15 protein-coding genes are annotated in these 22853 nt (G+C 73.9%); 6 read left to right on the forward strand and 9 right to left on the reverse strand.

The window, feature by feature from the left end; genetic code table 11:
- The first annotated feature begins 47 nt into the window (after window positions 1-47).
- On the forward strand, window positions 48-2135 hold the full coding sequence (locus GA0070558_RS10810) for a DEAD/DEAH box helicase (protein WP_091278411.1): 2088 nt from the start codon (window positions 48-50) through the stop codon (window positions 2133-2135).
- A gap of 21 nt (window positions 2136-2156) precedes the next feature.
- Here the strand turns inward: GA0070558_RS10810 and GA0070558_RS10815 are convergent, their stop codons facing one another.
- From GA0070558_RS10815 to GA0070558_RS10825, 3 genes are all read right to left on the reverse strand, one after another.
- Window positions 2157-4388: a S8 family peptidase gene (locus GA0070558_RS10815; RefSeq protein WP_091278197.1), complete on the reverse strand. Its 2232-nt coding sequence runs from the start codon at window positions 4386-4388 to the stop codon at window positions 2157-2159.
- Between the two features lie 143 nt (window positions 4389-4531).
- Complete coding sequence (gene uvrC / locus GA0070558_RS10820; protein WP_091278199.1) at window positions 4532-6484, reverse strand: excinuclease ABC subunit UvrC; 1953 nt, start codon at window positions 6482-6484, stop codon at window positions 4532-4534.
- 10 nt (window positions 6485-6494) lie between these two features.
- Complete coding sequence (locus GA0070558_RS10825) at window positions 6495-7835, reverse strand: jacalin-like lectin (RefSeq protein ID WP_091278201.1); 1341 nt, start codon at window positions 7833-7835, stop codon at window positions 6495-6497.
- A 231-nt stretch (window positions 7836-8066) separates the two neighbouring features.
- Here GA0070558_RS10825 and GA0070558_RS10830 point away from each other — a divergent pair, with 231 nt between their 5' ends.
- Window positions 8067-11306 carry a penicillin acylase family protein gene (locus GA0070558_RS10830; RefSeq protein ID WP_091278204.1) on the forward strand — a complete coding sequence of 1080 codons (3240 nt, stop codon included), beginning with the start codon at window positions 8067-8069 and terminating at the stop codon, window positions 11304-11306.
- A 54-nt stretch (window positions 11307-11360) separates the two neighbouring features.
- Here the strand turns inward: GA0070558_RS10830 and GA0070558_RS10835 are convergent, their stop codons facing one another.
- From GA0070558_RS10835 to rsgA, 3 genes are all read right to left on the reverse strand, one after another.
- Window positions 11361-11831: a Rieske (2Fe-2S) protein gene (locus GA0070558_RS10835; RefSeq protein WP_091278205.1), complete on the reverse strand. Its 471-nt coding sequence runs from the start codon at window positions 11829-11831 to the stop codon at window positions 11361-11363.
- 222 nt (window positions 11832-12053) lie between these two features.
- Window positions 12054-14999: an excinuclease ABC subunit UvrA gene (uvrA, locus tag GA0070558_RS10840; protein ID WP_091278207.1), complete on the reverse strand. Its 2946-nt coding sequence runs from the start codon at window positions 14997-14999 to the stop codon at window positions 12054-12056.
- Between the two features lie 284 nt (window positions 15000-15283).
- Window positions 15284-16336 (reverse strand): ribosome small subunit-dependent GTPase A, encoded by a 1053-nt coding sequence (gene rsgA, locus GA0070558_RS10845; protein ID WP_091278209.1) that lies wholly within the window; start codon window positions 16334-16336, stop codon window positions 15284-15286.
- Window positions 16337-16514: 178 nt separating this feature from the next.
- Between rsgA and GA0070558_RS10850 the strand changes: the two genes are divergently transcribed.
- Window positions 16515-17231 (forward strand): maleylpyruvate isomerase family mycothiol-dependent enzyme, encoded by a 717-nt coding sequence (locus GA0070558_RS10850; protein ID WP_091278211.1) that lies wholly within the window; start codon window positions 16515-16517, stop codon window positions 17229-17231.
- Window positions 17232-17237: 6 nt separating this feature from the next.
- On the forward strand, window positions 17238-17891 hold the full coding sequence (locus GA0070558_RS10855; protein ID WP_091278213.1) for an MBL fold metallo-hydrolase: 654 nt from the start codon (window positions 17238-17240) through the stop codon (window positions 17889-17891).
- Between the two features lie 30 nt (window positions 17892-17921).
- On the opposite strand, the gene GA0070558_RS10860 is transcribed toward GA0070558_RS10855, so the two are convergent.
- Window positions 17922-18545 (reverse strand): DedA family protein, encoded by a 624-nt coding sequence (locus GA0070558_RS10860; RefSeq protein ID WP_077939142.1) that lies wholly within the window; start codon window positions 18543-18545, stop codon window positions 17922-17924.
- A gap of 10 nt (window positions 18546-18555) precedes the next feature.
- A complete protein-coding gene (locus GA0070558_RS10865) occupies window positions 18556-19329 on the reverse strand; it encodes a class I SAM-dependent methyltransferase (protein WP_077939141.1) in 774 nt (257 codons plus the stop codon).
- A gap of 182 nt (window positions 19330-19511) precedes the next feature.
- Between GA0070558_RS10865 and GA0070558_RS10870 the strand changes: the two genes are divergently transcribed.
- A complete protein-coding gene (locus GA0070558_RS10870; protein ID WP_043967472.1) occupies window positions 19512-19715 on the forward strand; it encodes a cold-shock protein in 204 nt (67 codons plus the stop codon).
- A gap of 180 nt (window positions 19716-19895) precedes the next feature.
- Here the strand turns inward: GA0070558_RS10870 and GA0070558_RS10875 are convergent, their stop codons facing one another.
- Entirely contained in the window at window positions 19896-20411 is a 516-nt protein-coding gene (locus GA0070558_RS10875) for a MarR family winged helix-turn-helix transcriptional regulator (RefSeq protein ID WP_091278214.1), read from the reverse strand.
- A 184-nt stretch (window positions 20412-20595) separates the two neighbouring features.
- On the opposite strand from GA0070558_RS10875, the gene GA0070558_RS10880 reads away from it, so the two are divergent.
- Window positions 20596-22767 (forward strand): MMPL family transporter, encoded by a 2172-nt coding sequence (locus GA0070558_RS10880; RefSeq protein WP_091278216.1) that lies wholly within the window; start codon window positions 20596-20598, stop codon window positions 22765-22767.
- Window positions 22768-22853 lie beyond the last annotated feature (86 nt).

The raw sequence follows: 22853 nt of genomic DNA on the forward strand, positions 1-22853 counted from the left end.
GGCCGCACCCGGCCGAGCCAGCCTCCGCCGCCGATCGGCTGCATCCGGTGTTGCTGCACCACATCGTCAACACCCTCGGGTGGCCACGGCTGCGCGGGTTACAGGAGAGGGCCGTCATTCCGCTGCTCGCGGGCGACGACGCGCTGCTGCTCGCCGCCACCGCCAGCGGCAAGACCGAGGCGGCGCTGTTCCCGGTGCTCTCCCGCATGGCGGCCGGCAACTGGTCCGGCACCTCGGTGCTCTACGTCTGCCCGCTGAAGGCGCTGCTGAACAACCTCGCCCCCCGCCTGACCCAGTACACGTCCTGGCTGGGCCGCCGATGCGCGGTGTGGCACGGCGACACCACTACCGCCGTGCGGCAGCGGATCCTGCGCGAACGGCCGGACGTCCTGCTCACCACCCCCGAGTCCATCGAGTCGATGCTGGTCAGCCGGACGGTCGACCACGCGGCCCTCTTCGCCGGGCTACGGGTCGTGGTGGTCGACGAGGTGCACGCCTTCGCCGGCGACGACCGGGGCTGGCACCTGCTGGCCGTCCTGGAGCGGCTCACCCGCCTGGTCGGGCGTCCGCTGCAACGAATCGGGCTCTCGGCCACCGTCGGTAACCCCGTCGACCTGCTCACCTGGCTCCAGGGAGCCGCCGCCGGCCACCGGCCCGCCCGGGTCGTCTCCGTCGATCGGCCTGGCACCATCGAGCCCGCCACTCCGGCACACTCCGGTGTCGTCGAGTTGGACTACGTCGGATCGTGGGAGAACGCCGCCACTGTCATCGCCTCGCTACACCCGGGTGAGAAACGCCTCGTCTTCTGCGAGTCCCGCCAGGGCGTCGAGCAACTGGGGCAACTGCTCCTTGGCCGAGGAGTGACCACGTTCCTGTCCCATGCCTCGCTGTCACGTCAGGAGCGGGCTCGCGCCGAGCAGGCGTTCGCCGAGGCCCGGGACTGCGTCATCGTCTCCACCAGCACCCTGGAACTCGGCATCGACGTCGGCGACCTCGACCGGGTCATCCAGATCGACGCGCCGCAGACCGTGGCATCGTTCCTGCAACGCCTCGGTCGCAGCGGCCGACGCGCCGGCACCTCACGCAACTGCCTCCTGCTCACGCTGGGTGAGCCCGCCCTCCTGCAAGCCGCCGGGCTGCTGCTGCTGTGGGCGCGGGGCTGGGTCGAACCGGTGGCGGCACCGCCCGAACCGCGGCACATCGTGGCACAGCAGATCCTGGCCCTCTGCCTCCAGGAGGGACAGGTCGGTGACCGGGAATGGCGTCGCTGGTGGAACGGGCTGGCCCCGTACGACAAGGCAGCGGAGGACATACTGCGGTTCCTCCTGGCCGAGGGCTACCTGGAGCGGGACGGAGGCATGCTCTTCATCGGCCCGGCGGCGGAACGTCGCTTCGGCCACCGCCACTTCATGGAGATGCTCTCGGTCTTCACCGCGCCGCCGCAGTTCACCGTCCTGGCCGGACGCGCCGAGATCGGCCGGGTGGATCCGGCCCTACTCACCGAGGAGACGACCGGCCCACGTCGGCTACTCCTCGCCGGCCGGAGCTGGCGGGTGACGCACCTCGACTGGTCGCGGCGGCGGTGTTTCGTCGAGCCAGCCGACGAGGGTGGGCGTGCCCGCTGGACCGGTTCCGGTGCCGGCGGGCTGTCGTTCGCGCTCTGTCAGGCCATGCGTGAGGTGGTCCTCGGTGCCACGCCGCCCGTGTCTCTCACCCGGCGGGCAGCCAGCCGGCTGGCCGAGATCCGCGCACAGCACCGCGACAACGCGCACCCAGAGGCCACCGTGGTCACCCGGCCTGCAGGCGGCGGGATACGGTGGTGGACGTGGGCCGGCTACCGGGCCAACGCGACACTGGCCAGCACTCTCCGGGAGGTCGCCGACCCGGTTCAGGGCCACGGCGACCTGTACGTGCGGCTCCGGGACGACCTGACGGCAGCACGATGGCGGGACGTCCGAGAAGCGGTGGCGGACCGGATCCGTCTGCCCGAGGTCGACTCCCGGGCACTGGCCGGCCTGAAGTTCAGCGCCGCCCTGCCACCGGCGCTGGCCGGGGCGACGCTGTCCGCTCGGCTGGCCGACCTGCGGGGAGCGCGGGAGGTGTTGAGCCGTCCCGCTCGATTCACCGCAGGGTGACCCGCCCCCACGTCATCACTGTCAGAGGGTCAGCTTCCAGCCCTCGATCAGGCCCTCGTAGCCGGCGACGTTCTCGACCCGCAGCTTCCAGGTGCCGAGGGTCGGCTTCCCCGACAGGTCGGCGATGTAGGCCTCGCGGGCATTCGCCTTGTACGACCCCACGAGGCTCTCCTTGAGCAGCACCACCTGCCCGCCCGGCGCGACGAGGGAGATCTGGAGGTCGCGACCGTACTGGTGCGCGATGCTGACCTCGACGTAGCTGGTGGTCGACGGGGCCCGGCCGCAGTCGGGCACGCTGATCGGCGACTCGACCGTGCCGGAGGCCGGTATCCGCACGTCGGCGGTGGCGACCCCGCCGCACGCGGGCGCGGGCAGGTCAGCGCCCGCCACGTTGATCTTCCAGGAGTCGAGGAACCCGGTGCCCTGGGCCAGGTTGTCGCTGACGTACAGGTTCCAGGTGCCGTTGGCCGGCTCGGCCGACAGGTCGTAGGTGAACGTGTAGTCGATGCGGTCGCTGTCCCCGCCGGTGTGGTCCATGAGGAAGTACCAGGTGCCGCGGGGCGAGATCAGCCGCACGTCGAGCTCCCCGATCACGGCGTGCTCGATGTGCACCTCCACGGTGCTGTTGCGGGCGGCGTTGCCGGGGCAGCCGGTGACGGTGATCGGGGCGTAGAGGTTCTGGAAGTCGGTGATCGCCCGGTCGGTGCCGTCGGAGCGGACGCAGGCGGCCGGGTCGTCGACGCGCAGCTGGACGGCCACCGCGCGGGTCGCGGCGGTCCCGGTGCCGATCACCGTGACGGTGTACGCGCCGGCCAGCGCCGTCGAGGCGGTGCTGAGCGTGAGCGTGGTGCCTGCGTTGGAGGAGATGCTGGCGGGCTGGAACGTGGCCGTGACGCCCGCCGGCAGGCCCCGGGTCGCCAGCGCGACCGGCTGGGACGCGCCCCTGGTGACGGTGCCGGCGATCGTGGTGGAGACGGTGCCACCGGCGGTGACGGTGATGCTGGCCGGGGTGGCGGTCAGGGTGAAGTCGTTGGCCGGGGTGGTGGGGTCGACGTGCAGCAGCCGGTTCGGCGTGCCGGCGCCCGCGTCGGTCACCACCCCGGCGGTCGCGTCGGCCAGGAGCGACTGGGTCACCTGGGCCGGGGTGTAGGTCGGGTGGTCGGCCAGGATCAGTGCGGCGGCCCCGGCGACGTGCGGGCTGGCCATCGACGTCCCGGAGGCTGTGCGGGTGGTGGCGGTCCCGCCGATGTAGGCCGAGGTGATGTCGACGCCCGGCGCGAACAGGTCCACGCAGGTGCCGATGTTGGAGAACGAGGCGCGCGCGTCGGTGGCCCCGGTGGCGGCCACCGTGATCGCCTCCGGCACGGAGGCCGGGGTGGTCGTGCACGCGTCGGCGCCGTTCTCGTTGCCCGCGGCCACCGCGTAGGTGACGCCGTCGGCGATGGACCGCCGCACGGCCTCGACCATGGGCGCGTACGCCGCGCCGCCGAGGCTCATGTTGGCCACGGCCAGCTCGCCGGGGTCGTGGTCGCCGGTGACCCAGTCGACACCGGCGATGACCTGCGAGGCCCAGGCGCCGCCGGTGCAGCTCAGCACGCGCACGGCGACCAGTTGCACGTGCTTGGCCACCCCGAAGGTGGATCCGCCGAGCGTGCCGGCCACGTGGGTGCCGTGGCCCTGGCAGTCGGTGGCGTCGGCGTCGCCGTCCATGAAGTCCCAGCCGGACACCGCCCGGCCGGCGAACTCGCCGTGGGCGAGGTTGATGCCCGAGTCGATGACGTAGGCCCGCACGGCCGCCGTGGCGCGGGGGTAGGTGAACGAGTTGTCGAGCGGCAGCGCGCGCTGGTCGATCCGGTCGAGGCCCCAGGACGGGGTCGGGGTCTGCACGTCGGACGCGGACACCGTGCGGTTCTGCGTCACGGAGGCCACGGCCGGGTCGGCGGCGAGCCGGCGTGCGCCCCGCTCGGAGAGCCGGGCCTCGAAGCCGCGCAGGGCGTGCCGGTAGACCAGGCCGACGTGGCCGCCCTGCCGGGAGGCGAGGCGACGGGCGGTGGCGGGCACGGCGTCGGCCGTGACGGCGGCGTCCCGCAGCACGACGACGTAGGAGCCGGCCACGGCGTCCGGGCCGCCGGCGGCGAGGATCTCGCCCTCGGCCGGGGCGGCGATCGCCGGGGCGGCCGCGGTGAGGGCCAGCAGGGTCGCTGCGGCCACGGTGCCGAGCCGGGAGGTCCTGCGGCGTCCTGCCGGTGTCATGGTTGCCTCCCCCAGACGACGTGCGCGACGCGGCCCCGGCCCGCCACGCGTCGGGCGCACGCGCGGACGGCCGTACCGCCGACATCATGGACACACGGACACCCTCGACGCCATAGATCGACGTCAATTATTTGCGCCGGACGCTAACTGCCGTCGCCTGCGGCGGGCCGGGCGTCCGCCCCGGGGTTGAGGGCGGCCGTGATCGCCTCGGCGGTGCGCCGGCCGACGCCGGGAACCTCGGTGATCTCCTCGGTCGAGGCCGCCGCGAGCCGCTTGAGCGAGCCGAAGTGGCGCAGCAGGGCCTTGCGCCGCACCTCGCCGAGGCCGGGCACCGAGTCGAGCGCCGACTCCGTCATCCGCTTGGAGCGGCGCTGCCGGTGGAAGGTGATGGCGAACCGGTGCGCCTCGTCGCGCACCCGTTGCAGCAGGTAGAGCCCCTCGGAGGTGCGCGGCAGGATGACCGGGAACTCGTCGTCGGGCAGCCACACCTCCTCCAGCCGCTTGGCCAGGCCGCACAGCGCCACGTCGTCGACGCCCAGCTCCGCGAGGGCCTGGGCCGCCGCCGCGACCTGCGGCGCGCCGCCGTCGACCACGACCAACTGCGGCGGGTACGCGAACCGGCGCGGCCGGCCCGTCGTCGGGTCGATGCCCGGCCGGTCGGGGTCGGCGGCGGTCTCCTCCCCCAGCTCCCCGGTCTCGGCGCGGGCCTCGAGGTAGCGGGCGAAGCGGCGGCGCAGCACCTCCGACATGGCGGACAGGTCGTCGGTGGCCCCCCGGACGATGAACCGGCGGTATTCGCTCTTGCGGGGCAGGCCGTCCTCGAAGACGACCATGCTGGCCACCACGTCGGTGCCCTGGATCTGGGAGACGTCGTAGCACTCGATGCGCAGCGGCGAGGTGCGCATGCCCAGCGCGTCGCTGATCTCGTCGAGGGCCTTGCCCCGGGTGGTCAGGTCGCTGCCGCGCTTGAGCTTGTGTCGGGCCAGGGCGTCCTTCGCGTTGCGCTCCACCGTCTCCAGCAGGGAACGCTTGTCGCCGCGCTGCGGCACCCGCAGCGACACCCGGCTGCCCCGGCGGCCGGTCAGCCAGTCGGCGAGCGCGTCGGCGTCGGCGGGCAGGGCGGGCACCAGCAGCTCGCGGGGCACGTCGGCCTCGCCCTGCTCGCCGCCGTAGACCTGGGTGCAGAAGTGGTGCACCAGGTCGCCGGGGCTCAGGTCCTCGGTCTTCTCCACCACCCAGCCGCGCTGGCCGCGCACCCGGCCGTCGCGGACGTGGAAGACCTGGACGGCGGCCTCCAGGGGGTCGTCGGCGAACGCGACCACGTCGGCGTCGGTGCCGTCGCCGAGCACCACGGTCTGCTTCTCCATGGCCCGGCGCAGCGCCGCGACGTCGTCGCGCAGCCGGGCGGCCTTCTCGAACTCCAGCGCCTCGCTGGCCTCGGTCATCTCGCGTTCGAGCTTGCGGACCATGGTGTCGGTGCGCCCGGCCATGAACTCGCAGAAGCCGTCGACGATCCCCCGGTGCTCCTCGGCCGTGACGCTGCCGACGCAGGGGGCGGAGCACTTGCCGATGTAGCCCAGCAGGCAGGGGCGGCCGACCTGCCCGGCCCGCTTGAACACGCCGGCCGAGCAGGTCCGCGCCGGGAAGACCCGCAGCAGCAGGTCGAGCGTCTCGCGGATGGCCCAGGCGTGCGAGTAGGGCCCGAAGTAGCGCACGCCCTTGCGTTTGGCCCCGCGCATCACCTGGAGCCGGGGGAACTCCTCGTCGAGGGTGACGGCGAGGTACGGATACGACTTGTCGTCGCGGTAGCGGACGTTGAACCGGGGGTCGTACTGCTTGATCCAGGTGTATTCGAGCTGGAGGGCCTCGACCTCGGTGCCCACGGTGACCCAGTCGACCGACTCGGCCGTGGTGACCATCTGCTGGGTGCGCTGGTGCAGCCCCCACAGGTCGGCGAAGTAGGAGTTGAGCCTGCTGCGCAGGTTCTTCGCCTTGCCGACATAGATCACCCGGCCGGTGCCGTCGCGGAACCGGTAGACCCCCGGGGCCTCGGGGATGGTGCCGGGTGCGGGGCGGTAGGTCGAGGGGTCAGCCACGCTCCGAAGACTAGCCGCCGGCCCCGACACTCCAGAGCACGCCGAGCTGGTCCACCTCGCTGCCGCTGCGGCCGAAGAACCCGGCGAGACGGCCACCGGGCGGGGCGGTGAAGGTCACCGCGTCGCCGGTCGGGGTGCCCCCGGCCAGGGTGCGGCCGAGGTTGGTGGTGAGCCGGGCGGAGAAGATCCGGGTCCGGCCGTCCTTCTTGCCCTGGGTGAGGGTGACCTGGTCGACGTACTCGCCGTCGGCCAGGGTCAGCGTGGCCGGGGTGCCGCCCGTGCCGCCGTGGGTCAGGCTCGCGCCGTCGGCGAGGCGTACGCCGATCTGGTCGAGGCGGGAGCCGGCGCGCAGCGAGACGGCGGTGACCCGGGGGCCGACGGCGTCGAGGTCGGTGAACGGGGTGCCGTGCGGGCCGCCCCAGGTGTCGCTGGCGCGCAGCCCGTCGGCGAGGGTCCAGGTGAACCAGGCGGCGTGCGGGTAGTGGTCGGACAGCGGCGCGCCGGCCGGGTCGAGGAACGCGGCGTGCTCGTTGCGGTAGCGGTCGAGGTCGAGGTCGATCAGCCGGTCGCCCCGGTAGAGGATCTTGTCGACGACCTCGCAGGCGTTGGTGACGTTGGCCGGGTCGCAGGTCAGCGCGGGGCTGCCGGCGGCCGGGGGCACCCCGCCCCGCTCCTGCTGCACCCACACGTCGGTGAGGCCGTTGGCGGCCACGAGGTCGCGGATGTTGTCGCCGGTGCGGGTGTAGCGGACGTTGAGGTCGCCGGCCACGATCACCGCGTTGCCGGCGGAGTTCGCCTGCACGTACGCGGAGAGCTGGTCGATGTTGGACCGCCGGGCGGCCAGGTCGGGCTCGTCGCTGCCGGCGTTGGTGTGCACGTCGTAGAAGTCGACGTAGACGCCCTCGGCGAGCCGGATCCGGGACCGGCTGAAGCCCTTCGGGGTGAGGCAGTCGGTGCCGTGGCAGTCGTCCCAGCGCACCCGGACGAAGTCCGACACCGGGTAGTTCGACATCGTGTTGAGGCCGTCGCCGAAGGGCACGCCCCCGCTGGTGGCGGTGCGGTACGGGTGCCGGTCGGTGGCGTACAGGTCGGCGTGGTAGTTGAAGTCCTCCTGGACGTGCACGATGTCGTAGCCGTTGACCCGCTCGCCGATGGGCCGGGTGTTGGTCGCCGGGTTGCCGCTGGACAGCGGCTCGGGCAGGCCGGCGACGTTGTAGGTGAGCAGCGAGAAGCCGCCCGAGGCGACGGCGGCGGGCGCGGCCCCGGCGGCGGGCGCGGCGACGGCGGGCGCGGCCGGGGGCAGCAGGGCGGCCAGCAGCGTCACGGACGCGAGCAGGCGGGTGGGTTTCATCCGACGTCCCTTCCAGACAGTGGGGTCCGGTGTGGCCGGCACCAGCCCGGGGGATCGAAGGTTATCCAAGGAACGCGGCCGGTTCAATACTCGCGGGTAACCGGCGCGCGACATGCCGATTGACGTCTTCCAATCTCGCGGCGAGACGCCTACCATCCGGTAACTGAATGTTCTTCATGTAATGATCGCCACCCCGCCCCCGTCTTGATCCCCACCCCCCGGAGGATCACCATGCCCCGTCCCACCGCCCCGCGTCGCCTGCTGGCCGGCGCGACCGCCGCCGTCGGCGTCGCCGCCCTGCTCGTCGCCACCCCCACCCCGACCACGACGCCCGCGAGCGCCGCCGCGAAGGCAGCCGCCAGCACCTTCGCCGCCAACGACTACTGCCTCGGCGAGTGCGGCGACATCGTCCCGCCGGGCCAGAACGGCAACGCCACCCTCGTCGAGATCCTCGCCAACCAGACCCTCGGCACGCTGCCCCGGCACTCCGCCGACCAGCTCGACAAGTACGCCGACCTCGTCTACGGCTACGCGGGCCTGCGCCCCGAGCAGATCGGCACCTTCTTCAACGACGCCTCCTTCGGGGTGCCCTCCGGGCAGGTCGAGCGGGACTACTCGCCCCGCGCCGACGTGCGGGTCGTGCGGGACCGGGCCACCGGCGTCCCGCACGTCACCGGCACCACCCGGGGCGGCACCATGTACGGGGCCGGCTACGTCGGCGCCGAGGACCGGCTGTTCACCATGGACCTGATGCGCCACGTCGGCCGGGGCACCCTCACCCCGTTCGCGGGCGGGGCCCCGAGCAACCGGGAGCTGGAGCAGAGCGTCTGGCGCAACTCGCCGTACACGGAGGCGGACCTGGCGGCCCAGGTCGAGGCGCTGCGCGCCAAGGGCCCGCGCGGCGAGCAGCTCTACGCCGACGTCCAGGAGTACATCGCGGGCGTCAACGCCTACATCGACGTCTGCATGTCCAGGCGCAACTGCCCCGGCGAGTACGTCCTCACCGGGCACCTCGACGCGATCACCAACGAGGGCGGCCCGGAGCCGTTCACGATGACCGACCTCATCGCCATCGCCGGCGTCGTCGGCGGCCTGTTCGGCGGCGGTGGCGGCACCGAGATGCAGTCCGCGCTGGTCCGCATCGCCGCCCGCGCCAAGTACGGCCCGACCGAGGGCGACAAGGTGTGGGCGGGCTTCCGCAACCAGAACGACCCGGAGACGGTGCTGACCCTGCACGACGGGCAGAGCTTCCCCTACGGTTCCGCCTCCCCCGACGCCGCGAGCGTGGCGCTGCCCGACGCCGGCACGGCCAGGGTCGAGCCGATCTTCACCGACCCCACCGGCTCCGCCGCCAGCCGGGCCACCGGCAGCAGCAGTTCGGAGCTGGCCGCCGCGCTGTCCGGGCTGACCATCGACCCGGCCCACCGGGGCATGTCGAACGCGGCCGTGGTCTCCGCCGCCAACTCCGCGACCGGGCACCCGGTGGCGGTGTTCGGGCCGCAGACCGGCTACTTCTCCCCCCAGCTGCTGATGATCCAGGAGCTGCAGGGCCCCGGCATCAGCGCCCGGGGCGCGGCGTTCGCCGGCCTCAACCTCTACGTGCTGCTCGGCCGGGGCCAGGACTACGCCTGGAGCGCCACCTCGTCGATCCACGACATCACCGACACGTACGCGGTGCCGCTGTGCACCACCGACGGCAGCGCGCCGACGCTGGCCAGCGACCACTACCTCTTCCGGGGGCAGTGCGTGGCGATGGAGCAGCTCGCCCACACCAACAAGTGGAAGCCGACGGCGGCCGACACCACGCCCGCCGGGTCGTACAAGCTGGTGGCGTGGCGCACCAAGCTGGGCCTGGTCGCCTGGCGCGGCACCGTCGGCGGCAAGCCGCACGCGTTCACCCAGCTCCGCTCCACCTACCGGCACGAGGCGGACTCCGCGATCGGCTTCCAGATGTTCAACGACCCGACGGAGATGGGCACCGCCGACGCCTTCGTCGCCTCGGCGGGCAACGTCGAGTACGCGTTCAACTGGTTCTACGTCAACTCCACCCAGTCGGCGTACTTCAACTCCGGGCTCAACCCGCTGCGGGCGGCCGGGTCCAACCCGAACCTGCCGATGAAGGCCGAGCCCGCGTACGAGTGGCAGGGCTTCCAGCCCGACACGAACACCGCCAGCTACGCGCCGCGCGCGGCCCACCCCAACTCGGTGGACCAGGACTACTACATCAGCTGGAACAACAAGCAGGCCAAGGACTTCGGCGGGGCCGACGGCAACTTCAGCTTCGGCGCGGTGCACCGGGGCGACCTGCTGGACAAGCCGCTCAAGGCCGGCATCGCCGCCGGCAAGAAGTACGACCGGGCCACGCTGACCAGCCTCGTCGAGCAGGCCGGCGTGACCGACCTGCGCGGCGTCGAGGTGCTCGACGAGCTGATCCGGGTGCTGGAGAGCCAGCCCGTCGGCGACTCCGCCCTGGCCGCCGAGATCGCGAAGCTGAAGGCGTGGCGGCAGGCCGGCGCGCTGCGGGTGGAGACGGCCAAGGGCTCGAAGGTCTACCAGCACGCCGACGCCATCCGCACCTTCGACGCCTGGTGGCCGCTGCTGGTGCGGGGCGTGTTCCGCGACCAGCTCGGCCCCGACCTCTACCAGGCGCTGATCAACGCGCTCCAGATCAACGAGTCCCCCTCCGGCCACCAGCAGGGCGACAAGTCGACCCTGCCCACGTCCGCCAACGAGGCCCAGGCGCACAAGGGCTCGTCGTTCCAGTACGGCTGGTGGGGGTACGTCGACAAGGACCTGCGGGCGGTCCTCGGCGACCCGGTCGCCGGCGGCCTCGGCCGCACCTACTGCGGCGGCGGCGCCCTCGCCGGCTGCCGGCAGATCCTGCTCGACACGCTGAAGGCCGCCGCCGCGACCCCGGCCACCACCACGTACCCGGGCGACTCCACCTGCTCCGCCGGCGACCAGTGGTGCGCCGACACGATCGTGCAGTCGCCGCTGGGCGGGATCAAGCACGCCCCGATCGCCTGGCAGAACCGGCCCACCTACCAGCAGGTGGTGTCGTTCCCGGCCCGGCGCGGCGACGACGTGTCGAACCTCGCCGCCGGCAAGGCGGTGACCGCGTCGAGCGCCCAGCTCGGCTACGCCGCCGGCAAGGCCGTCGACGGGGACCTGGGCACCCGGTGGGCCAGCTCCTGGGCCGACGACCAGACGCTGACCGTCGACCTGGGCTCGGCCCGGCCGGTGGGCCGGGTGGCACTGGCCTGGGAGTCGGCGTACGCGACGTCGTACCGGATCGAGGTCTCCGCCGACGGCACGACCTGGCGCACGGCGTGGTCCACCACGGCCGGCGACGGCGGCACCGACGTGGTCGCGTTCGGCGCCGAGACCGCGCGGTACGTGCGGATGCGGGGCCTGACCCGGGCCACGACCTACGGCTTCTCGCTGTGGGAGATGTCGGTCTACGCCCGCTGAGGGGCGAGGACGGCGGCGGCCGGTCCGGGGTGACCCGGGCCGGCCGCCGCCGGTTCAGGCGAGGGTGATCTGGTCGCCGTCGACCTTGAGCTCCTTGGCCGCGAGGGGCGTCGTCGCCGGGCCCGACTTCACCGAGCCGTCGGTGATGGAGAACTTGCTCATGTGGCAGGTGCAGTTGATCGTGCCGCCGTCGACGTTCGACACCGGGCAGCCCTGGTGGGTGCAGATCGGGTCGAAGCCCTTGAACGTGCCGGCCTCAGGCTGGGTGATCACCACGCCCTTCGCGGCCAGGATCAGGCCGCCGCCGACCGGGACGTCGGCGGTGCTGGCCAGCGCGCCGGAGTCGCCGGCGCCGCCGGTCGCCGCCGTGCCGCCGCTCGGGGCGGAGTCGCCGCCGGCGGAGTCGTCGGAGTCGTCGCCGCCGCACGCCGACAGGACGACCGCCGCGCCCAGCGCGCCGGCACCGGCGAGGAGGGCGCGCCGCGTCTGCGTGGCCGGCCCGGTCTGCACCTGCTCGTCACTCATGTCTGGCCTCTCTGTCGACTGCCCGGTCCGGAAGGGTGCCCGGGCCTCGTTGGGGTCCACGGATCACTGTGCCTGAAGGTTCAACAAATCGACCACAGTGATCGTTTTGGCGGCGGGCCCACGGGCCGGCCGGGGCGGGCTCGGCGCACGAGCAGGGCGGCGGCGACGCGAAGGGGCGCCCCGGACGAACCGGGACGCCCCTTGTCGGCGTGCGCGGCAGCCTCAGCGGGCCGCCGCCGCGACCTTGCGGGCCCGGGGGCGGGCCGGGGCGCCGTTGGCCTTCGCGGCCCGCCCGGTGGCCGCCTTCGCGCCCCGGGCCTCCCCGTCGAGCCCGAGCACCGGGCGCAGGAACCGGCCGGTGTGACTCTCGGGCACCTCGGCGACCTCCTCGGGGGTGCCGGTGGCCAGCACCGTGCCGCCCCGGTGGCCGCCCTCGGGACCCATGTCGATCAGCCAGTCGGCCGTCTTGATCACGTCGAGGTTGTGCTCGATGGTGATCACCGTGTTGCCCTTGTCGACCAGCCCCTCCAGCACCATCAGCAACTTGCGGATGTCCTCGAAGTGCAGGCCGGTGGTCGGCTCGTCCAGCACGTAGACCGTGCGGCCGGTAGAACGCTTCTGCAGCTCGGAGGCGAGCTTGACCCGCTGCGCCTCGCCGCCGGAGAGCGTCGGCGCGGGCTGGCCCAGCCGGACGTACCCCAGGCCGACGTCGACCAACGTCCTGAGGTGCCGGTGGATGGCCGGGATCGCGGAGAAGAACTCCGCCGCCTCCTCGATCGGCATCTCCAGCACGTCGGAGACCGTCTTGCCCTTGTAGTGCACCTCCAGGGTCTCCCGGTTGTACCGGGCCCCCTTGCACACCTCGCACGGGACGTACACGTCGGGCAGGAAGTTCATCTCGATCTTGATGGTGCCGTCGCCGGAACACGCCTCGCACCGGCCACCCTTGACGTTGAACGAGAACCGGCCCGGACCGTACCCCCGGACCTTGGCCTCGGTGGTCTCGGCGAACAGCTTGCGGACGTGGTCCCAGACCCCCGTGTACGTCGCCGGGTTGGACCGGGGCGTGCGGCCGATCGGCGACTGGTCGACGCCGACGACCTTGTCCACGTGCTCCAGGCCGCTGACCCGGGTGTGCCGGCCCGGCACGTGCCGCGCCCCGTTGATCTGGTTGGCCAGCACCGCGTGCAGGATGTCGTTGACCAGCGTCGACTTGCCCGAGCCGCTGACCCCGGTGACCGCGATGAGCTGGCCCAGCGGGAACGACACGGTCAGGTTACGCAGGTTGTGCTCGCGCGCGCCGTGCACCACCAGCTCCCGGCCCGGGGTCTGCGGCCGGCGGCCCGTCGGCGTCGGGATCTCCCGCCGGCCCGACAGGTACGCCCCGGTCACCGACTCCGGGTTGGCCAGCAGGTCCGGCACCGACCCGGAGTGCACGATGCGCCCGCCGTGCTCGCCCGCGCCCGGCCCGATGTCGACGATCCAGTCGGCGGTGCGGATGGTGTCCTCGTCGTGCTCGACGACGATCAGGGTGTTGCCCAGCCCGCGCAGCCGCACCAGCGTCTCGATGAGCCGGTGGTTGTCGCGCTGGTGCAGGCCGATGGACGGCTCGTCGAGCACGTAGAGCACGCCGACCAGGCCGGAGCCGATCTGGGTGGCCAGCCGGATGCGCTGCGCCTCGCCGCCGGACAGGGTGCCGGCCGGGCGGTCCAGGGAGAGGTAGTCCAGCCCGACGTCGAGCAGGAACCGCAGCCGGGCGTTGATCTCCTTGAGCACCCGCTCGGCGATCATCTTCTGCCGGTCGGTCAGCTCGATGCCGGCCAGCAGCTCGGCGCACTCGCCCACCGACAGGTTGCACACCTCGGCGATGCTCTTGCCGGCCAGGGTGACCGCGAGGACCTCGGGCTTGAGCCGCGCGCCGCCGCAGGCCGCGCAGGGCACGTCGCGCATGTAGCCCTCGTACTTCTCCCGCGACCACTCGCTCTCGGTGTCGGTGTGCCGGCGCTCGATCCACTGCACCACGCCCTCGAAGCCGGTGTAGTAGGAGCGCTCGCGGCCGAACTTGTTGCGGTAGCGCACGTGCACCTGGTCGCCGGAGCCGTGCAGGATCGTCTTCTGCGCCCGCGCCGGCAGGGCCCGCCACGGGGTGTCGACGTCGAAGTGCTCGGCCTCGCCCAGCGCCTCCAGCAGGCGCAGGAAGTATTCCAGGTTGTGCCCGGACGACCAGGGCTGGATCGCGCCCTCGCGCAGGGTGCGCTCCGGGTCGGGGACGACCAGCTCCGGGTCGACCTCCTTCTTGGTGCCCAGGCCGGTGCACTCGGGGCACGCGCCGTAGGGGGCGTTGAACGAGAAGACCCGGGGCTCCAGGTCCTCGATCGCGAGGGGGTGGTCGTTGGGGCAGGCCAGGTGCTCGGAGTAGCGGCGCTCCCGGTCGGGGTCGTCCTCGGCGAGGTCGACGAAGTCGAGCAGGACCAGGCCGCCGGAGAGGCCGAGCGCCGCCTCGACCGAGTCGGTCAGCCGCTGCTTGGCGCTGGGCTTGACGGTGAGCCGGTCGATCACCACCTCGATGGTGTGCTTCTCCTGCTTCTTGAGCTTCGGCGGCTCGGTCAGCGGGTGCACCACGCCGTCGACCCGGGCCCGCGCGTAGCCCTTGCCCTGCAGCTCGGCGAACAGGTCGACGTACTCGCCCTTGCGGCCGCGCACCACCGGGGCGAGCACCATGAACCGGGTGCCCTCGGCCATCGCGAGGACCCGGTCGACGATCTGCTGCGGGCTCTGCCGGGAGATCCGCTCGCCGCAGACCGGGCAGTGCGGCTCGCCGACGCGGGCGTAGAGCAGCCGCAGGTAGTCGTAGACCTCGGTGATCGTGCCGACGGTCGAGCGCGGGTTGCGCGAGGTGGACTTCTGGTCGATGGAGACGGCGGGGCTGAGGCCCTCGATGAAGTCGACGTCCGGCTTGTCCATCTGGCCGAGGAACTGCCGGGCGTACGACGACAGCGACTCGACGTAGCGGCGCTGCCCCTCGGCGAAGATGGTGTCGAAGGCCAGGCTGGACTTGCCGGACCCGGAGAGCCCGGTGAAGACGATCAGGGCGTCCCGGGGCAGGTCGAGACTGACGTCACGCAGGTTGTGCTCGCGCGCGCCACGGATGATCAGTCGGTCGGCCACTGTCCGTGTACTCCCGGTGAAGAAGGCGAGGAGAATGTGGGCGCTCGGGGGCGGCCGGGAGGCTTCCGGGACGGCCCCGAACGGTCGTGCGGGCGCAGAAGAAGCGCCTCGGCAACTCTAGCCCCGAGGTATGACAACTTTCCGCGCCCGCACATTCCCCCAGATCAACCCGGTCGCGCCGGGACCCGTCACGGCCCCGGCCCGCTGCCCTCGCCCCGGCACCGGCGCCCCGGCGGCCGACCGCCGCCGCGGTCAGCTCCCCGCTACCCCGGCAACACCGACAGTCACGGCCGGGCCGTCCGTCGTCGCCCGCCGCGCCAGCCGCCCCGGCGCTCGGCGGCCAGCCGGGTCTCCCGACGCCGGCTCTCGAAGGCGATCTCCCGCTGCAGCCGGCGCCAGCTGTCGTACCGCCGGACGGCCAGCTCCCCCGCGGCGAGGGCGTCGCGGACGGCGCAGCCCGGCTCGGCGTCGTGCGCGCAGTCGCCGTACCGGCAGCCCGTGGCCAGCGCGGCGATGTCGGCGAAGGCCCGGTCCAGGCCCGCCGCGCCGTCGAGCAGGCCGACCGCGCGTACCCCCGGGGTGTCCAGCACCGCGCCGCCGCCCGGCACCGGCACCAGCGCCCGCCAGGTGGTGGTGTGCCGGCCCTTGCCGTCGACCCGGCGGATCGCCTGGGTCGGCATCACCACCGCCCCGGCCAGCGCGTTGACCAGGCTCGACTTGCCGGCCCCGGACGGGCCGAGCAGGGCCAGGGTGCGGCCCGGGGCGACGTGCGGGCGCAGCGCGTCGAGGCCGTCGCCGCGCTCGGCGCTGACCGGCAGCACCGGCACCCCGGGCGCGACGCCGGCGAACTGCCGGGCGATCGCCGCCGGGTCGGCGGCGAGGTCGGCCTTGGTGAGCACCACCAGCGGCGTGGCCCCGGACTCGTGCGCCAGGGACAGCAGCCGCTCGATGCGGGCGACGTCCGGCTCGGGGTGCACCGGCTCGACGACGGCCGCCGCGTCGAGGTTGGCGGCGAGCACCTGCCCGCTGGCGTCCTTGCCGGCGGTGCGGCGCACCAGCGCCGTGCGCCGGGGCAGCACGGACTCCACGGTGACCGGCCCGTCGGGCCAGGCGTGCAGCAGCACCCAGTCGCCGGCGCAGGGCAGCCGGGTCAGGTCGCGGGCCGCGTCGGCGAGCACCGCCGCGCCGAGGGTGGCGCGGACCGGCCCGTCCGCGCCGAGCACCGTGCACACGCCCCGGTCGACGCGGGCCACCCGGCCCGGAGTCCGGCCGGCGCGGGTGCGGGCGTGGGCCGCCCGTTCGGCGTCCCAGCCGAGGGCGGTCAGATCGATGGACATGGCAACCTCTTCAGGGTCGGTGGATACGGTGGGGCGACACGCGTGCTTCGACCGGCATGGGCACCACCTCCTCCGAGTCCCGGTGTCGCGTTGCACCGCCGACGGTAGGGGCCGCGCCGACGCGCCGAAAGCGATTTCCACGGCGACGCCGGGGCCGCGGGCGGCTAGGGTTCGGGGCGTGACCGCGGACCCGCTGCTGCTGACCGGTGACCTCGACGACGCCACGGCCCGGCTGCTGCGCACCGCCGCGGCCCTCGACGACGCGGCCGTCGCCGCGCCCTCGCTGCTGCCCGGCTGGACCCGGGCGCACGTGCTGACCCACCTGGCCCGCAACGCCGACGGGTTCGTCAACCTGCTCACCTCCGCCCGCACCGGCGAGCGGATCCCGATGTACGCCAGCACCGCGGCCCGCGCCGCCGACATCGCCACCGGGGCGGCCCGAACACCCGCCGCGCTCCTGGACGACCTGCGCCGCTCGGCCGAGCGGTTCGCCGAGGCGGTCGCCGCGATGCCCGTGCAGGCGTGGGCGGCGACCGTGGAGACCCGACGCGGCCCGTGGCCGGCGGCCATGCTGGTCTGGGGGCGGCTGCGGGAGGTCGAGGTGCACCACGTCGACCTGGCCGCCGGCTACACGCCGGCCGACTGGCCGAAGGCGTTCGCCCAGCGGCTGCTGCACGAGGTCACCGCCGGCCTCGCCGGCCGGGACGACGCCCCGCCGCTGGTGCTGCGCTTCGACGGCAGCAGCCACGAGGTGGTCGTCGGCGACCCCGACGGCGCGCCCACCGTCACCGGCCCCGCCCACGGGCTCGCCGCCTGGCTGACCGGCCGCGGCGGCGCCGACACGCTCGCCGTCACCCCCGACGGTCCCCTGCCGACCCCACCGGAATGGATGTAAGGACGCATGACCTACAGCGGAGACGTCAGCCCCGGCGGCGCGCCGGCCGTACGCGAGCTCGACGGGCTCACCATCACCAAGGTGTCGGTGGGGCCGATGGACAACAACGCCTACCTGCTGCGGTGCCACGACACCGGCGAGCAGCTGCTGATCGACGCGGCCAACGAGGCGCCCCGGCTGCTGGAGCTGGTCGGCGACGCCGGCCTGGCCACCGTGGTCACCACCCACCAGCACATGGACCACTGGGTCGCGCTGGAGGAGGCCGTCGCCAAGACCGGCGCGCGGGCGCTGGTGCACGCCGACGACGCCGCGGGCCTGCCGATCCCGGCGCAGCCGCTGACCGACGGCGACACGGTGGCCGTCGGCGACCGCGAGCTGGAGGTGATCCACCTGCGGGGGCACACGCCGGGCTCGATCGCCCTGCTCTACCGCGACCCGGCGGGCGTGCCGCACCTGTTCACCGGCGACAGCCTCTTCCCCGGCGGGGTCGGCAACACCGACCGGGACCCGCAGCGGTTCGGTCAGCTCGTCGACGACGTCGAGCACCGGCTGTTCGACCGGCTGCCCGACGAGACCTGGTTCTACCCGGGGCACGGCCGGGACAGCACCCTCGGCGCGGAGCGCCCGTCGCTGCCGCAGTGGCGGGCCCGCGGCTGGTGACCGGCGACGGCGCCGTCGCCCGCCCGGGGCTCAGGCCGCCGGGGCGGCGGGGACGGCGCCGCGCAGCCCGCGGCGCGTGACGAGCAGCACCACGCCGGCCAGCAGCAGACCCACCGCCATGGTGACCAGCAGCGGCGGAACGTCCACCGGCAGCAGCCCGGCCAGCGAGCGGGACAGCGTGCCGAGGGCCACGTAGAGGCCGGCCCAGAGCGCGGCCCCGACGCTCGCGCAGGCCAGGAACCTGCGGTACGACATCCGCAGGCCGCCCGCCGCCAGCGGCAGCAGCGCGTTGAACACCGGCAGGAAGGGCGCGACCAGCACCATCCGGCCGCCGCCCCGACGCAGGACGGACTCGGCCGCCGCCCAGCGGGACTCCCCGATCCAGCCGCCGACGCGGCTGTGCCGCAGCCGGTCGCCGTAGCGCCGGCCGACGAGGAAGCTCAGCGACCAGCCGGCCACGCAGCCGGCGACCACGGCGGCGACGGTGCTCGCGGCGGTGGCCGGCCGCCCGACGCCGACCGCGGCGAGGACCGCGACGTCGCCGGGGACCAGCACCCCCACCAGCGGTACGGCGTCGAAGAGCATCACCACCCCGAGCACCCCCACCAACAGGATGGTGGGCAGCTCCCCGACCTGGTGTGTCCATTCCGCCATGGTCCGTACGCTACGGCCGGTCCGCCACGTCCGGCATCGGGTTTGATCCCCTAGCCGACCCTGATCCCGCCTCGGGGTCGGCCCCGCCGGCCCGGGGCCGCAGCACCTCCACCCGGCGCACCGGGGAGTCGACGGCCGGCTCGGTGGTGGGCACCCGGTAGGTGGCCACCGGGTCCAGCAGGTCGCGGGGCAGGTGCCCCCGGCCGGGGTCGCCCACCAGCACCCGCGCGCCCCGGGCCACGGCGCGACGCAGGAACGGCAGCATCCGGCCCGCCATCTCCCGGTCGTAGAAGACGTCCCCGGCGACGAGCAGGTCCGCGTCCGGCGCGTCGGAGTCGAGCAGGTCCTCGCCCATCGCGGCGACGGCGACCCGGTTGGCGCGGGCGTTGACGGTGACCGCCGCCACGGCGTACGGGTCGATGTCGTTGGCCACGACCCGGGCCGCGCCGGCCAGCGCGGCGGCGATCGCGACGAGCCCCGAGCCGGCGGCCAGGTCGAGCACCCGGCGGCCGGCGGCCAGCTCGGGGTGGTCGAGCAGGTGCCGGGCCAGGGCCTGGCCGCCGGCCCAGGCCGAGGCCCAGTACGGCGGCGGCAGCGCGTGGCCGGCGGCGGCCTCCATCCGGGCCCACCAGACGATGGCGTCCTCGGCGAGGTGCAGCCGCACCTCGGGCACGAAGGGGGTGGCGACGAGCCGCAGGCGGTCCAGCCCCTCGCCGGGCACGTCGATCTCCCGCTCCAGCACGGCCAGCGCGGTGGCTGCGGGACTTGTCATCGGGGCAAGCATGCCGCAGGCGGGGCGCCGCCGGGCGGGTTTTCCCAGGGCTGCGCCCGGGGCGCGGGCATTTTCGGGTAAGCCCTGCGGCACTTCGCCCAGCAGATCCGGGTTTTGCCGGTTACTCTCGGGGAGGTACAGGGCGATCATCGACCAGCGGTCGGTGCTCACCCGCTTTGAACAGGGAGAGATGCATGGCTACCGGCACGGTCAAGTGGTTCAACTCGGAAAAGGGCTTCGGCTTCATCGAGCAGGACGGCGGAGGTCCGGACGTGTTCGTCCACTACTCGGCCATCGCGTCGAGCGGCTACCGGGAACTCAACGAGGGCCAGAAGGTCGAGTTCGAGGTGACCCAGGGGCAGAAGGGCCCGCAGGCGGACAACGTCCGCGCGATGTAGCTCCGTGCCGGTGACGGCGGTCGGGTCGACGATCCCGGCCGTCGCCGCAGCGCACCCGCGCCCGCCGCGCCCGGCGTACTCCGCCGCGCGGCGGGCGTTTTCTCTGTTCTGACCGGAAGTTCCATCGCCGGCAGCGTCGTCGTCACCCGCCCCGGTTGCCCGTCGGCCGGGGCGGGCGGGTCAGCTCGGCGCGCGGTGCGGCGGCTCCGGGCGGGTCGCCCGGACCTGGTCGAGGTGCTCCCGCATGGTGGCCACCATGACCGTCATGAAGCGGCGCACCACCTCCAGCTCGTCGTCGCTGAAGCCGGCCATCGCGGCGTCGGTGCGGTGGCCGAGCGGCTGGAAGAACTCCATGGCCAGCGCGGCGCCCTGGTCGGCGTAGCGCAGGAACACCTTGCGGCGGTCGCCGGTGTCGCGGTCCCGGCGGACGTGGCCGGCGCGCTCCAGCCGGTCGATCAGGGCGGTCACCGAGCCGGAGGACAGGTTGAGCTTCTCCCCCAGCCGGCCCGGGGTGATCGGAGCGCCGGTGAGCTCGGCGTCCATGACGGCGATGAGCGCGTGCAGGTCGGTGCCGTTGAGGCCGTGCAGGCCGGCGAAGGCGTGCCCGACGTGCTGTGCGTCGGACGAGTAGCGCCGCAGGTCGTTGGTGATGGCGGCGACGAGCTGCTCGCGCCGCGTTTCCCGTTTCCGGTACATGCCGTGCGTTGCCACGACGTCGCTTCCCCCTCCCCCGTGCGTGCCGGTTGCAGCATAGTCGAGCTGTCGATAATCTCGCTTATCAAGATACTCGGCAGGCGCGACAATCGGGTCCTTCGCACTCGCCGGCCGAGCCCGCCCACCGGTGCCCCGCGCCCCACCCCGACAACCACGAGGGAACCCGATGTCTGTGTTCACCCGCGTCGCCCGCGGCCGGCTCGCCGCCTGGCTCACCGTGGCCGCCGCGATCGTCCTCAGCGCGGTCGTCTTCGGGCTCCCGAAGCCCGACAACCCCGCCTCCGTCTCGTCCACCGGGCTGTCCGTGCAGTGGCAGTCCACCCAGGTCGAACGACTCCAGGACGAGCTGCCCTCCCGCGACGTCCAACCCGCGATCGTCGTCGTCAGCCGCGCCGACGGCGCCCCCCTCACCGAGCCGGACCGCGCGGCGATCACCGCCCGCGCCGGCGAGCTCGGCCGCTTCGCCGTCGGCGGTCGGGTCAGCCCGCCGCAGACCTCACCCGACGGCACGGTGGCGCTGCTCGCCGTACCGATGTCCACCGCCGACGGCCAGACGGCCGTCGCCGACGCGGTGGCCGACCTCCGCAGGGCCCTCGACGGCCTGCCCACCGGCCTCACCGCGCAGGTCACCGGCGCCCCCGCGTTCACCGCGGACCTGACGCAGGTCTTCGAGGGCGCGGACGTCACGCTGCTCGCCGTCACCGCGGGCGTCGTCGCGCTGCTGCTGCTCGTCACCTACCGCAGCCCCTTCCTGTGGATCGTGCCGCTCGTCGTCGTCGGGGCCACCGAACAGCTCACGCTGCGAGCCGTCGACACGATCGTCCCCGCCCTCGGCATCCACCTCCAGGAGGGCGCGGTCACCGGCATCGCCAGCGTCCTCGTCTTCGGCGCCGCCACCGACTACGCCCTGCTGCTCATCGCCCGCTACCGGGAGGAACTGCGCCGCGAGGCCGACCGCTTCGCCGCGATGCGCGCCGCCCTGCGCCGCACCGCCGAACCCATCCTCGCCAGCGGCGGCACCGTCGTGCTCGGCGTGCTCACCCTGCTGCTGTCGGAGCAGGAGAACAACCGGGCCCTCGCCGTGGCCTGCGCCACCGGCATCGTGTTCGCCATGCTGTCGGCGCTGTTCGTCCTCCCCGCCGCGCTGGTGCTCTTCGGCCGGGGGCTGTTCTGGCCGTTCGTGCCCCGGGTCGGCGGCCCCGCCCGTGAGGGCCGGCTGTGGGGCCGGCTCGGCACCGCCGTCGTCCGCCGCCCGCTGCCGGTCGCGGCGCTCGCGACGCTGCTGCTCGCCGGCCTCGCCCTCGGCGGGCTCGGCATCCGCACCGGCCTGTCCGAGACCGAACAGTTCCGGGTGAAGCCCGAGGCCGTCGCCGGCGCGGAGACCCTCGCCCGGGCCTTCCCCGCCGGCACGACGCAGCCGGTCGCCGTCCTGACCACCCCGGCGGCGGCGCCGGCCGTGGTGGCGGCCGCCACCGCCGTACCCGGGGTGGCCTCCGCCCGCCCCGGGGACGCCGGCACCGCCGTCGCCCAGGTCGACGTGGTGCTCGAGGCCGAACCGGGCAGCGCCGACTCGGACCGCGCGATCGAGGCGCTGCGCGCCGCCGTCGCCGCGGTTCCCGGCTCCGCCCCGCCCGCCGTCGACGGCGTCGAGCGGTTCGACGGCGCGGTCGTCGGCGGCACGGTCGCCGCCACGTACGACTCCAAGGAGGCCGACGGCAGGGACCTGCGGCTGATCCTGCCGATCATCCTGCTGCTCGTCGCCGCGGTGCTCGTGCTGCTGCTGCGCGGCCTGGTCGCACCGGCCCTGCTCGTGCTCACCGTCGTCGCCTCGTTCTTCGCCAGCCTCGGCGCGGCGTGGCTGCTGTTCGACCTCGTCCTCGGGTTCCCGGCGCTCGACAGCGGCGTCCTGCTGCTCGCCTTCGTCTTCCTCGTGGCCCTCGGCGTCGACTACAACATCTTCCTCGTCACCCGCGCCCGCGAGGACGCCCGCCGCACCGGCACCCGCGACGGCATGCTCTCGGCCCTGCGCGTCACCGGCGGCGTGATCACCAGCGCGGGGGTGCTGCTCGCGGCGGTCTTCGCCGTCCTCGGCGTGCTGCCGCTGATCCTGCTGACCCAGATCGGGGTCATCGTCTGCATCGGCGTGCTGCTCGACACGCTGCTGGTGCGCACGGTCCTCGTGCCGGCGCTGGTGTTCCTGCTCGGCGACCGCTTCTGGTGGCCCGGCCGGATCCCACCGGCACCCACCGGCGACGCAACCGACACCGACACACCCGACGCCGACGACGCGGGGCGGGCGGGGCGCGACGGGGCCGAGCCGGCGGCGGCCCGGAGCTGAGGACCGCGCGGGCGGCGGCGGGGACGGGACCACCGCCGCCGCCCGCGCGCCGGTCCGGGCGGCGCGCCCGGCCGGCGGACCCGGGT

This window comes from Micromonospora haikouensis (assembly GCF_900091595.1).
Classification (GTDB): domain Bacteria; phylum Actinomycetota; class Actinomycetes; order Mycobacteriales; family Micromonosporaceae; genus Micromonospora; species Micromonospora haikouensis.